This is a genomic window from Anaerospora hongkongensis (assembly GCF_004339805.1).
GTDB lineage: Bacteria > Bacillota > Negativicutes > Sporomusales > DSM-15969 > Anaerospora > Anaerospora hongkongensis.
Window position 1 is genome coordinate 135,288 of record NZ_SLUI01000010.1, and the last position, 13,162, is coordinate 148,449.

General features: G+C 43.9%; 13 protein-coding genes. All 13 read left to right on the top strand.

Annotated elements, in window-relative coordinates; all coding sequences use genetic code 11:
• Nucleotides 1-53 precede the first annotated feature (53 nt).
• The 13 genes from EV210_RS15425 to hfq all read left to right on the top strand — a co-directional run bounded on the left by EV210_RS15425 (nt 54) and on the right by hfq (nt 13,122).
• On the top strand, nt 54-572 hold the full coding sequence (locus tag EV210_RS15425) for a hypothetical protein (protein WP_132082243.1): 519 nt from the start codon (nt 54-56) through the stop codon (nt 570-572).
• Nucleotides 573-757: 185 nt separating this feature from the next.
• Complete coding sequence (locus EV210_RS15430) at nt 758-1,018, top strand: stage V sporulation protein S (protein WP_132082244.1); 261 nt, start codon at nt 758-760, stop codon at nt 1,016-1,018.
• A gap of 99 nt (nt 1,019-1,117) precedes the next feature.
• A complete protein-coding gene (locus EV210_RS15435) occupies nt 1,118-2,611 on the top strand; it encodes a leucyl aminopeptidase (protein WP_132082245.1) in 1,494 nt (497 codons plus the stop codon).
• Nucleotides 2,612-2,617: 6 nt separating this feature from the next.
• Nucleotides 2,618-3,466, top strand: coding sequence for a PHP domain-containing protein (locus EV210_RS15440; protein ID WP_132082246.1), 849 nt, complete (start codon nt 2,618-2,620; stop codon nt 3,464-3,466).
• A gap of 33 nt (nt 3,467-3,499) precedes the next feature.
• Nucleotides 3,500-3,793: a translation initiation factor 2 gene (locus EV210_RS15445; protein WP_132082247.1), complete on the top strand. Its 294-nt coding sequence runs from the start codon at nt 3,500-3,502 to the stop codon at nt 3,791-3,793.
• Between the two features lie 56 nt (nt 3,794-3,849).
• Nucleotides 3,850-4,674 (top strand): Asp23/Gls24 family envelope stress response protein, encoded by an 825-nt coding sequence (locus EV210_RS15450; RefSeq protein ID WP_132082248.1) that lies wholly within the window; start codon nt 3,850-3,852, stop codon nt 4,672-4,674.
• A 16-nt stretch (nt 4,675-4,690) separates the two neighbouring features.
• Nucleotides 4,691-5,035, top strand: coding sequence for a DUF3870 domain-containing protein (locus EV210_RS15455; protein ID WP_132082249.1), 345 nt, complete (start codon nt 4,691-4,693; stop codon nt 5,033-5,035).
• Nucleotides 5,036-5,258: 223 nt separating this feature from the next.
• The gene (gene miaB / locus EV210_RS15460; protein WP_132082250.1) at nt 5,259-6,641 is read left to right on the top strand and encodes a tRNA (N6-isopentenyl adenosine(37)-C2)-methylthiotransferase MiaB; all 1,383 of its coding nucleotides are present in this window, start codon (nt 5,259-5,261) and stop codon (nt 6,639-6,641) included.
• Between the two features lie 19 nt (nt 6,642-6,660).
• Nucleotides 6,661-9,267 (top strand): DNA mismatch repair protein MutS, encoded by a 2,607-nt coding sequence (gene mutS, locus EV210_RS15465; protein ID WP_132082251.1) that lies wholly within the window; start codon nt 6,661-6,663, stop codon nt 9,265-9,267.
• Nucleotides 9,264-11,078, top strand: coding sequence for a DNA mismatch repair endonuclease MutL (gene mutL / locus EV210_RS15470; protein WP_132082252.1), 1,815 nt, complete (start codon nt 9,264-9,266; stop codon nt 11,076-11,078). Before mutS ends, mutL begins: the two co-directional genes overlap by 4 nt.
• Before the next feature lie 12 nt (nt 11,079-11,090).
• A complete protein-coding gene (locus tag EV210_RS15475) occupies nt 11,091-11,876 on the top strand; it encodes a class I SAM-dependent methyltransferase (RefSeq protein ID WP_132082253.1) in 786 nt (261 codons plus the stop codon).
• Nucleotide 11,877: 1 nt separating this feature from the next.
• Entirely contained in the window at nt 11,878-12,807 is a 930-nt protein-coding gene (gene miaA / locus EV210_RS15480) for a tRNA (adenosine(37)-N6)-dimethylallyltransferase MiaA (protein WP_132082254.1), read from the top strand.
• 51 nt (nt 12,808-12,858) lie between these two features.
• The gene (hfq, locus tag EV210_RS15485; RefSeq protein ID WP_132082255.1) at nt 12,859-13,122 is read left to right on the top strand and encodes an RNA chaperone Hfq; all 264 of its coding nucleotides are present in this window, start codon (nt 12,859-12,861) and stop codon (nt 13,120-13,122) included.
• Nucleotides 13,123-13,162 lie beyond the last annotated feature (40 nt).

A 13,162-nucleotide genomic window follows, 5' to 3' on the forward strand; every position in this document is an offset into this window, starting at 1 on the left:
CTCAGCAATTATGTGTGACATGCTATTTTATTTATTGGATGGACGGTGACACTATGCCTAAATATACACAAGACGATGAACAAATATCAGACGGCGTTAATTTACTTATTTCTATTTTAGTTCGCTACCCGGAAATTGGAACAATAAGTTTCGATCCGCTGCATAATTCTATTAAGCTTACATTTATGTTGTCAAGTATTTTGACCGCCCAGGAGTTTGAAGCAATAAAAACGGTGGTATTAAACAGCATAAAAGCTTACCTTATGCTATCAGGTGCCGGTGAGCATAAAGCCGACGTTCAGCTAAGCAGCTACGATCGTGTAACTATGCTCGTCGTATCGCGTGATGTTGCCACCTTATCCAAAGGGGAAATAACTCTGTTAATTACGCTACTCCGGGATAAATTCCGTGATGTACTAGTTACAGACAATAACGATGCCATGCTGGAAGAAGATCTGCTTATTCAAGAAGAACTGATTGACAACATGCTGCAGAACGTGAAGAGTAACCATACTGTCAATCGCTTAATCGGGATCCGAGAAGATGGACGGGTTTTGGTGTTTAATAAATAATTAGCGCCTATTAAAAGAGACTTTACCGTGGTCTCTTTATTTTTTTTGTAAATATATTGAATTTTATTGTAAATATTTGAAATTTTCTCTTTTGAATAGAGGTATTTTTTAGTTAATAAAGAATATTTTATATCATTCGATAATTTCCTCATTGTTTGATTATTCAAAGGAGGGTACTAAAGGACATGGACGTATTAAAAGTATCAGCAAAATCTAACCCCAACTCTGTAGCAGGTGCCTTGGCTGGAGTGCTGAGAGAACGGGGAGGCGCTGAAATGCAAGCCATCGGCGCCGGAGCACTAAACCAGGCGGTAAAAGCAGTAGCAATTGCACGAGGATTTGTTGCCCCACACGGTGTTGATTTAATCTGTATCCCTGCCTTTACCGATATAATGATTGATGGTGAAGAACGAACGGCAATTAAATTGATAGTAGAACCAAGGTAGAATAAAAAACCTGTTCGTAAAGAACAGGTTTTGTGTTTTGCAAAGGTGTTTATGACATACTATAATATAAGTATACAATAATAAAAGGGGTACGTTATATTGAAGATTACAATTACATCAGAAGCACTTATCAATATACCATGTGATGTTCTGGTAATTGGACAGTTTGAAGATGAAGCCGTTTTGGCAGCGGGGCTGCAAGAGCTGGACCAAGCATTAAGAGGACAAATTTCTGCGCTAGGCAAAACACTGCCGAATCCAGCAGAGTATGGAAAAACAACGTTCATTTATACGTTAAATCAAATTGTACCGAAAAGTGTGCTTTTGCTTGGCATGGGGAAACGCCAAGCAATGACTACGGATAGAATCCGTGCCTTAAGTGCAATTGCGCTGCGTGCGACCCGGCAAATCCGGCCTGCAACAATAGCCACCATGAATTATGGTCATTATCGCAGCCAGGAGGGCCTAGCAGCCGCGCAAGCGCTTGTCGAAGGAATTGTATTAGGAGCTTATCAATTTAATCACTACAAGTCAAATCAAGATAATTTGCAGGCAATTGATGAAGTGCTAATTGTCCAATCGGAAACAGAGCAAATTAGTGAAGAGCAAATTCAAAAATCGGTAATTATTGGACAGAGTGTTAATTTCGCCCGTGATCTGGTCAATCATCCGGCAAATGTGCTGACACCTACTCGTATGGCCGAGGAAGCTTCTCGGTTGGCCGAGCAGTACGGCATGTCGCTTGCTGTGTTGGAATTGCAGGATATGAAGGCTTTACATATGGAGGCAATGCTCGCAGTCGCCCAGGGAAGTGAACAGCCGCCAAAACTTCTTGTGCTTAAGCATATGGGAGATTTAACGAGCAATGAAACGGTTGCCTTCGTCGGAAAGGGCATCACTTTTGATAGTGGCGGAATTTCCCTGAAGCCTGGTGAAGGCATGCAAGATATGAAAGATGATATGGGCGGTGGAGCTGCGGTATTGGGAGCAATGGCAGCAATTGCTCGCTTAAAGCTGGCGGTTAATGTGATTGGCATTGTTCCCTGCACAGAAAACATGCCTTCCGGAAAAGCACTTAAGCCGGGTGATATTATCACGGCAATGAATAAGAAGACGATTGAAATAATCAATACGGATGCTGAAGGCCGGCTTGTTTTGGCAGACGGCGTATCCTATGCACGCTATCTGGGAGCAACCAAAATAATTGATCTGGCAACATTAACCGGGGCCTGTGTTGTTGCTTTGGGGACAACGACTTCAGGCGTGATCTCCAACAATAATGATTGGTGTCAGCAAGTGCTGGACGCAGCTAAGCATACCGGTGAAAAAATGTGGAAGCTGCCAAATGACGAAGATTATATGGAACTAATTAAAAGTACCATTGCCGATTTAAAGAACTCCGGCGGACGTCATGCCGGGGCGATAACAGCCGGTTTGTTTATTGCCCAATTTGCTGCTGATACGCCATGGGTACATATCGATATTGCCGGCACTGTTACTACACAAAAAGATAAGGGCTATCATAATGCAGGTGCAACCGGAGTAGGTGTCAGAACGCTTGTTTACCTGGCGGAAACCCTGCAGAAAGTGTGATTTTCTATGGCTGCCGATTTACACATCCATACAACAGCTTCCGATGGACGTCTGGCTCCACAGGAAGTCATAGCAAGAGCTGTTGAACGAGGTCTTACGTTTATTGCTATTACAGATCACGATACCATAGATGGATTGCTTTTAGTCAGCCACAGCAATATTTTGCCGCTGACGATCATACCCGGCATTGAATTCAGCACCGATTTACCGTATAATGAAGTTCATGTTTTAGGTTATTGTATTGACGTAACCAATCTGACTCTCCAAGCGCAATTACAGCTTATTATTCAGGATCGGCTTACAAGAGTTGAAAAAATGGTTAAACGTTTACAAGAGTTAGGTTATCATATATCACTTGCCAGAGTACAAGAAATAGCAGGTACAGCCAAGGCACTGGGAAGACCGCATGTAGCAAAAGCGTTGGTAGAAAACGGGTATTTTTCAACTGTCCAGGATGTTTTTAACGGGTTGTTGGAAAAGAATGGCCCGGCTTATATTCCCCATTATAAGCTGAGTCCGAAAGAGGTAATCGATTTAATCCACCTGGCAGGTGGATTAGCGATTCTTGCTCATCCCGGCCTAGTCGGCAGTGATGCAATTGTTCAGGAGATTATTGCACTTGGGATCGATGGTTTAGAAGTTCATCACCCCAGCCATGATGAGGCGCAAACAAACAAATACGCCGCTTTGGCAGAGGCAAACGGGCTTGTCATTACCGGTGGTTCTGATTTCCATGCGATTCCCGGCAGGTTTCCTGAAGATCTGGGAATATTTACCATTCCGGATCAGCTTGCGGTCAATTTGCAGCACGCTGTCCAAAAACGTTCAGACATAAAAAAGCCTACGCACGAATAACATCCTTGTATAGAAACTTTAGGAGGATTGATTATGGGCGAAGATAGGAACCTGGCTGAGGTACTTCGCGCCAGAATTGAAGATTTGGAAGATAAAGTGGAGGCATTGCGTATTAGCCGCCGCGTGCTGATGAATCTAATTGATTCTTTAGAGCGGGAAAAGCGTGAACAAGTTAATAATCTTGAAATTCAGAATGAGCGACTACAAAAAAACAACTGCCGCTATGCCAAGGTTATTATGTGTCGTAATGCGAAAATCACTGAATTAGAGGAAAAATTGCGTCTTGCAAGAACCGCAAATAATCGAACAGGTAATTCTTCTACTTGACAACACCTGTAAAAAGGTGTTTTATTTTTATGTACGACTAATAGAGGAGGCTGGACATGGATGTCGTTGCGTTAGTAGGCTCAAGTGGGACGGGCAAAAGTCATCGGGCTCTTATTGTTGCCCATGAAAACAATATAGACGCTATTATTGATGACGGCTTGCTAATCAAGGACAGCAAAATTATTGCCGGATATTCAGCTAAAAAAGAACCTAGTAAGATTAGGGCAGTCAAAAGAGCCATTTTTATGGATGCCGGGCATGCCGAAGAAGTTCGGAAAGCGATACAGTCAGTACAGCCTAAGCGTATTTTAATTCTGGGAACCTCGGTTAATATGATTCAAAAGATTACCACTGCTTTGGATTTGCCGGATATCGGCACGGTTATACGGATTGAAGATATTGCCACGAAAGCTGAGATTGCCAAGGCCAGGGAAAGCCGGCTTAAAGAAGGCAAACATATTATACCGGTCCCTACAATTGAATTAAAGCCGCATTTTTCAGGATATTTAATTGATCCATTGGAAATCTTCTTTAAAAAGTCGCATCATAAAAAACGCCGTTTAGGGGAAAAGTCAATCGTCAGGCCGACATTTAGCTATTATGGGAAACTGTTAATCTCCGATGCAGCAATTTCTGCTATTGTTGATTATGTAGCAGTTAGTGATTTGGCAATTACACGGACAGGGCAAATAATTATTAAAAATTCTCATGACCGTGAGAAAGGAATTTCGATTTCTTTAGACGTAACTATAAGATATGGAAATGTTATTTGGGAAGTAGTACACCAGGCTCAGGCACGCATCAAAAAAACGGTAGAATACATGACAGGCATGATGGTAAAAGAAGTAAATATTGAAGTAAAACGGCTTAGTATTGAATAAGCCAGCAGGAGGGTTTATGGAGAAACCAATTAAACATGTATTGTTTTCTGGCTATGCCAAACTACCAACAGGCATTACAGCAAGTGAGATGTACAAAGTAATTGGACTTATATTGGTTATTGATATCGATACCGGAGAAATCATTGAAGCAGACTGCACACTAGCCACGCATGTCGCCCGCCGTCATGTATCATTAATGCTTGTGGGACAATCCTTAAAGAACGGTCCTGACCAAGCGCTCAGATTAATTGATCAAGTGTATCAGGGAAGCGCCAAAAAAGCTATTATAACCGCGCTGAGAATTATCTATGATAAATACCGCAGTTTTAAAGAAGGAACTGCACCAAGCATACTTGATTAATCAAGCGGCAACCTAACAGCAGCTGTGTGAAAGTGCGAAAATTTCATTTATTCATAAGTAAGAGAGAGTCCGGTGAACTGGGCTCTTTTGTCGTCTTTAGGCAGGAACGGCCTCGATGGTAGTTATTATCCTAGCGTTTTAGACCTGACAAGGTACTAGCCTTGTTTGACCTACTTATTTCGGGTATAATAACTTGAAGGATAATTCTAGGAGTTGTTGATAAATGTCGAATCATATAAAAGTTTTCTCCGGGCCAACAGATAAAAAGACAGATACTGTAGCGGATTTGGGAAAAGAAAAATATTTTTTCACCTATACATTTGGGTGCCAAATGAATGAGAATGATTCCGAACGCCTGGCAGGTCAACTGCGGAGCACCGGCTATCAACATACCGATAACATGGAACAGGCTGATGTTATCTTAATTAATACTTGCTGCGTGCGGGAAAGCGCAGAAAAAAAGATATATGGAAAAATTGGCGAACTTAAGCGCTTGAAGACTTTAAATCCGAATCTAGTTATTGGTATTGCAGGGTGCATGGCGCAAAAAGACCGTGACAAATTATTTAAAAAGGCACCCCATATTGATATTGTTATGGGCACACACAATACTCATCAGCTGATCGAGCTGCTGCAGGAAGTTGAGCAATCAAGGGACAAAGTACTTGCGGTCTGGGATCAGGCCGAACGGCTTGCCCCTGAAGTTCCTACCATTCGGAAAAATCAAATCTCAGCCTGGGTACCCATCATGTATGGCTGCAATAATTTCTGTACATACTGCATCGTTCCCTATGTGCGTGGCAGGGAGCGGAGCCGGCCATTACAAGATATTGTGCAGGAAATTGAGCAGCTTGGTAAGGAAGGGTTTAAAGAAATTACCCTTCTAGGCCAGAATGTTAATTCCTACGGGAAAGACAGCGAAGAAAATGTTGATTTTGCAGATCTTTTACAAGCTGTTGATAAAATTCAATCGATTGCCCGTATTCGCTATATGACTTCTCATCCCAGAGATATGTCTGATAAGGTTATTCAAACCATTGCGCAGAGCAGCAAGATTTGCAAGCACTTTCACTTACCGATTCAATCTGGCAGTAACGCGATTTTGCAGCGCATGAATCGCGGTTATACGGTCGAATATTACATAGAGTTAGTAAAGAAAATTAGAGATTTAGTCCCGGACGCAAGTATTACAACTGATTTAATTATCGGCTTTCCCGGTGAAACGGACGAATTGTTTGCCGAAACGCTGGAATTTATTAAAGAGATCCAATTTGATGCCGCTTATACCTTCTTGTATTCCATCCGCTCAGGAACTCCGGCAGCTAGTATGGACGAGCAAATTCAGCTGCCGGTGAAAAAAGCTCGTCTCCAGCAGCTGATGGACATCCAAAATGAGATTAGCTTAGCCATTAACCGTAAGTCAGAAGGGCAGATAGTGGAAGTAATGGTAGAAGGTCCCAGTAAAAATGATGCTTCCCGCTGGATGGGAAGAACCGGTACTAATAAAATTGTTATTTGGGATAAAGGCGAGGAATGTATTGGAGATTTAAAAATGATTAAAATCATGCAGGCCCAAACATGGCTTTTTAAGGGCCAAATGGTTTAGCGGAAGAGGAAGATGAGAGATGACGCCAACCTATACGCCCATGATGGAACAATACCGGGAGATTAAGAGCCGCCATCCCCAGGAAATTTTGTTTTTCCGACTAGGTGACTTTTATGAAATGTTCTTTACAGATGCAGAAACTGCCAGTCGTGAATTGGAGATAACGCTTACTGCCAGAGATGGCGGAGCAGGCAACCGTGTTCCGATGTGCGGTGTTCCCTATCATGCAGCTGAAAACTATATTCTCAGACTTATCAATAAAGGGTTCAGGGTCGCAATTTGTGAGCAGGTAGAAGACCCCAAGCAGGTAAAAGGAATTGTCCGCAGGGAAGTAGTTAAAATTATTACTCCCGGAACGATTCTGTCCGAAGCAGCCTTAGTTGACAAAAGCAATAACTACTTGGTTACAGTGTACGGTGAAGGAGAAATCATTGGCATATGTGCAGCCGATATTACTACCGGCGAATGCTCGTGGGCAACGTTTACCGGCGCTGACCGTATTGCGACTTTGTGTGATTATCTATTTCGCTTGTCCCCGGCTGAACTGGTTTGGATCAACACGGTTCCGCTGCAAAAACAAATCGAGAATTTCTTAGAGACCCGTATTCCCAGCTGCTCAATAGCAGCACTGGACTTAGCCAGCACTCAGGACGTAAGAGAGCTGCCAAGACAGCATTTTGATGCGGTGGAAATTCCTACTTGCCCCATAGCCTATCTTGCGGTCGCCTGCTTGCTGCATTACTTGCACGAAGCAATCAAATGTGATGTTTCCCATATCAATCATCTTGTCAAATTGGACAACAATGATTACCTGATCTTAGATGCCTCCAGTTTGCGCAACCTGGAAATATCCCGTAACATCCGGGACGGGGGGAAGAAAGGCACGCTTTTGGATGTGCTGGATTTTACGAAAACCGCTATGGGAGGACGCCTGCTGCGCAAGTGGCTGGAATATCCGCTGCTCCATGCACAACCAATTATAACCCGGCAGGAAGGGGTAGCTGAGCTTGTAGAAAAACCCATCCTCCGGAAATCACTTCAACAGCTGCTGGCAGCTATTTACGATTTTGAGAGAATTGTAACCCGGATTGAAATTGGTGCCGCCAATGCCCGTGATTTAAACGCCTTACAAGTATCATTGGCTGTTCTGCCTGACATCATTGCTAATCTGGCAGAGACCCAATCCGGAATTCTTACCCGGATTTGTCACAATACACCCTTGCATGCAGCCATTGTTGCCTTGATCGATAAAGCAATTGTGGATAATGCTCCGTTATCTGTCCGCGACGGCGGCATGATAAAAACGGGCTATAACAGTGAATTAGATGAGTTGCGCTCCATTGCCAGTGATAGTAAGAAGTGGATTCAGGAGTTGGAAGCCCGCGAGAAAGAGCAGAGCGGTATTAAATCATTAAAAGTTGGTTTTAACAAGGTATTCGGCTATTATTTAGAGGTTACGCATGCGAATACCGCTGCGGTTCCTGCCCATTATATCCGGAAACAAACACTTGCCAATGCCGAGCGCTATATTACTCCAGAATTGAAAGAGTTTGAAATCAAAGTCCTCGGCGCTCAGGAGAAAATTGTAACGATTGAATATCACCTACTGAACGAAATACGGGAACAGATTAAGTGTCAGATAAAAGGAATACAAGAAACGGCTCGACAGATAGCAATCCTTGATGCCTTGATCAGCTTGAGCGAAGCCGCCTTTCAATATAATTATGTTCGACCGGTCATCGGCACCAATCGCGAAATCCATATTAAAGATGGCCGCCACCCCATTGTCGAAAGACTTTTAGTCCGGGAAATGTTCGTGCCGAACGATGTCTCACTCAATCATTACGACACGGAAATTGCTGTCATAACCGGACCCAATATGGCTGGCAAATCTACATATATGAGGCAGGTAGCTATTCTGGTCTTAATGACCCAGATAGGAAGCTTTATTCCGGCCAGAGAAGCCTTCGTCAGCCCTGTTGACCGGATTTTCACCCGCGTTGGTGCCAGTGACGATTTAGCCACCGGTCAAAGCACGTTCATGGTAGAAATGAATGAAGTTGCTCATATCCTTAAATATGCAACAGGCAACAGCCTGATTATTTTAGATGAAATCGGCAGAGGAACCAGTACCTTCGATGGGATGAGCATTGCCCGGGCTGTAATTGAATATGTAAAAGAGCGCATAAAGGCCAAAACATTATTTGCTACACATTATCATGAATTAACCGAAATGGCCGACCAGTACCCGGGGATTAAAAACTTTACTGTTGCTGTGAAGGAGCGTGGCAACGAAGTTATTTTCCTGCGCCGGATTATTCCCGGCGGAGCAGATAAAAGCTACGGTATCCATGTCGCCCAGCTCGCAGGGCTTCCTAAAAAGTTAATACAGAGATCCCAGCAAATTTTGGCTGATTTGGAAAGCTGCCAGACAAATAAAGAAGCCGGTTTCGAGCAAATTGCGGCAGCAACAGCCTCAGTCAATCACGCTGGCCCCAGTCTTTTTTCTTCAGCAGTTACTGATGAATTGCGTAGTATTGATATATTAAGCATTACTCCGATTGAAGCGATGAATCTGTTGTATCGGCTTCATAATCAAGCCAAGGAGGAGGTCGGACAAGGATGACCTCAATGATTCATATTCTAGACGAGAATACGGCAAATAAAATTGCTGCAGGTGAAGTAGTAGAGCGGCCTGCATCAGTGGTCAAAGAGCTAATTGAGAATTCTGTTGATGCTGCCAGTTCTAAGATTGAAATCGAAATAGCGGATGGAGGCACAGCCTACATCCGCATTACTGACGATGGTATTGGCATGAACAGCCAGGATGCTCAGCTGGCGATTCTCCGTCATGCAACCAGTAAAATTCAAGCTGTAGAGGATTTATATCATATTCAAACGTTAGGCTTTCGCGGGGAAGCGTTGCCCAGTATTGCCGCCGTTTCGAAGTTCACCATGATAACCCGCCAGCACGATGCTCCTTTAGCAACTCATATTGAGATTGCCGGTGGAGTTATTCAACAGGTAAGAGAGGCCGGAGCAAACGTTGGCACAACAATTACCGTAAGCGAGCTGTTTTTCAACACTCCAGCCCGGCAAAAGTTTTTGAAGTCGGCTAATACAGAAAGCAGCAATATTAACATTGTTATTGGCAAAGCAGCTTTATCCCATCCCGCTATTGCGTTTAAGCTGCTGAACAATAATAAACTGGTACTGTCTACGCCCGGAAACGGAAATCTGCTGGAAACGGCTGCCGGTCTATATGGCCCCCAGGCAGCTGCGGAAATGCTTAGTGTAAGCCATGAGCAGGATGGCATCGAGGTCACCGGCTTTGTTGGCAAACCGACGTTACTAAAGAGCAGCCGTCAATGGCAGACTTTTGTGGTAAATAATCGCGTAGTCAGCAGCCGCATGCTGTCCAAGGCCTTAGATAATGCCTATCATTCACTGCTTCCCAAAGCGGGCTATCCGCTGGCTATTTTGCATATCACAGTTCCGACGGAAACCATTGATGTAAATGTTCATCCACAAAAAAGTGAGATAAAATTCAGCGATGAGCAAAGTATTTTTCGTGCAGTGTACCGGGCAATTGTCAATGCATTGACGTCTCAGCATGCACCGCTGGCGATTGCGACGCCGATTCGGGCTGCTCACACTCCGCCAGTGTCTGCCTGGAAACCCTCCGATACCGCTCCGGCAAGTGTGATACCGGCCTACAAACCCGCGCCTTCCTTGTGGAAGGAAGATTCCCTGCCGATCCAAGCGGCCCAAACTGCCCGTCTGCAGCAAAGTGATCTGGCTGGTGTTGATTCTGCTCTTCAAAGCAATTATGAGAGTTTACCTCATCAGGAATCACCTTCGGAAGCGCAATTTAACCTGCGGCCCTTGGGGCAGGTAAGTGAATGCTATATTATTGCCCAAGGGGAAGATGGCTTGTTTATTGTTGATCAGCATGCCGCGCATGAACGGATTTTATATGACAGGTTTAGCCAGAGTGTCGGAAGAATACCGGCGCAGCAGCTTTTGGTTCCGTTACTGATAACAATAGATGAGAACGATATTCATATTATTATGGAAAATGACAGCACACTGCGTGAGCTGGGTTTTTCACTGGAACAGGTCGGTCCCAGCTTACTTAGGGTCAGTGAGCTTCCTGCCGACTTACCCCAATCTGATATCGAGGCAACCCTGCGGGAGATCATTATGGCTTTTCGCAACAATCAACAACCAACCGGACAGGAACTGCGTCATGCAATCCTGCAAATAGCCGCCTGCCGTGCAGCCATAAAAGCCGGTGATACTTTAAATATGAGGCAGATTCAGGCTCTCCTTGGCGAGCTCTGCACAACAACCCTACCCTTTACATGCCCACACGGCAGACCCGCAATTATCCGTTTTTCTACTGACGAGCTGGCAAAAATGTTTAAACGAACATAATTAGGTGAACATATGAATTTTGTGATAACCACAGGCTATCATCCAACAGCAGCTGTTGAACAAGCTGCGCGTGAAACCGCCGGGCAGCTTCAGGTTGAATTTATCCCCCGTGACAGAAACTCACTTGCAGCTATACAAAAAAGCTTTCAAGTGAATGTAATTTTGATATTTTCGAAGCAAGGGCCGTTCATTTATACACCAGACGGAAACTACTTTTTCCATTTGAGTATGGCTGATTTACGTATAAAAAATCTCAAAAATGGTAAACATGACCATATGATCAGTGCAATGCAATTACAATCCGGCATGGCTGTTTTAGATTGCACCTTAGGATTAGCCACAGATGCCATTGTTGCCAGCTTTATTACTGGACCGTCTGGTAAGGTAACCGGTTTGGAAAACTCGCTGCTGATCGAATTGATTGCACGTATTGGTTTAACAGAGTTTATCGGTGAATCTCCGGACATCACGGAAGCGCTGCGCAACATTGAAGTCGTACAGGCGGATGCAGAAGAATATCTCCGCTCTCTGCCGGATGAATGCTATGACATTGTGTACTTTGATCCAATGTTTCGCAAGCCTATTGAAAGCAGCTCCAATTTAAAGCCGATTCGCCTGCTTGCAGATAAACGCCCCCTTTCCCTCGCTACTCTGGCAGAGGCGAAGCGGGTAGCCAGGCAGCGGATTGTGTTAAAAGAGATGCAAGGCAGCTCTGAATTTGAGCGTCTTGGCTTTAGCCAATTTGCCGGCGGGAAGTACAGCAGTGTCCAATATGGCATAATGGAGGTCCGGCAATAATATGGAGAGATTAATCGTCATTGTTGGGCCCACTGCTGTTGGTAAAACACAGGTCAGCATTGATCTGGCAAAAAAATTAAATACCGAGATTATTTCAGGCGATTCTATGCTGGTTTATCGCAGCTTGAATATTGGCACTGCCAAACCTACGCCCGCCGAGCAGCAGGGCATTCCCCATCATCTCATCGATATACTGGAAGCAACAGAACCTTTTAGTGTAGTGGATTTTCAACAGCAAGCCGGACAACTTATTCATTCTATAAACAGCCAGGACCGAATACCTATATTAGCAGGAGGTACGGGCTTATATGTGAAGTCTTTGTTAGAGGGCTATTGCTTTAATTCAACAGCCGGTGATGAAGCCATTCGCCAAAAGCTGGAGAATATCGTTAAAGAACACGATCATTACTATCTGCATAATATGCTGGCACAAGTTTCCCCAGAAAAAGCGGCTAAACTTCATCCTCACGATGTCCGCAGAGTTATTCGCGCATTGGAAGTTTATGAAGTTGAAGGAAAGACGGTAAGTGAAACGACAAGCGTGGGACAGGGCAATTTGCTCTATGATGCGGTTGTAATCGGCTTGACAATGCAGAGACCTCTGTTATATGAACGCATCAATAAACGCGTTGACATCATGATCGCACAAGGCCTGATTGAGGAAGTGCAGCGATTACTGGATCAGGGCGTATCACCTGGAAGTCAGGCTATGCAAGGAATTGGCTATAAAGAAGTTATCCAATATTTGCAGGGGGAGTGTGATTTACCAACTACGATAGAAAATATAAAAAAAGCAACAAGACATTTTGCGAAGCGCCAACTGACGTGGTACCGTAGAATGCCATATATTAAATGGGTCGAAGCAGACTCGTTTCCGGAGTATAATAAAATGCTGGCATATATTTACAGCCTTATTGCAGGAAGATTTTAACTTTAGTAGAATAAAGTAGTAAAAACAAATGTGGCGGAGGAATCAGTATCCATGACAACAAAAGTGATTAATTTACAGGATAGCTTCTTAAATCAAGTTCGTAAAGAAAACGTTCCGGTAATTATTTACTTGGTAAACGGTTTTCAACTCCGTGGATCAGTTAAAGGATTTGATAATTTTACAGTAATAATGGAGAATGAGGGCAAGCAGCAGTTGGTTTATAAACATGCCATTTCTACCATTACGCCTTTTCGGCCGCTGTCTCCCAATTTGCAGCATGACAGGCGGGAAGAGCTAAAAAGCAATAATCCGTAAGTAATAGTCCTGAGACACTTAGTCTCAGGACTTTTTCACG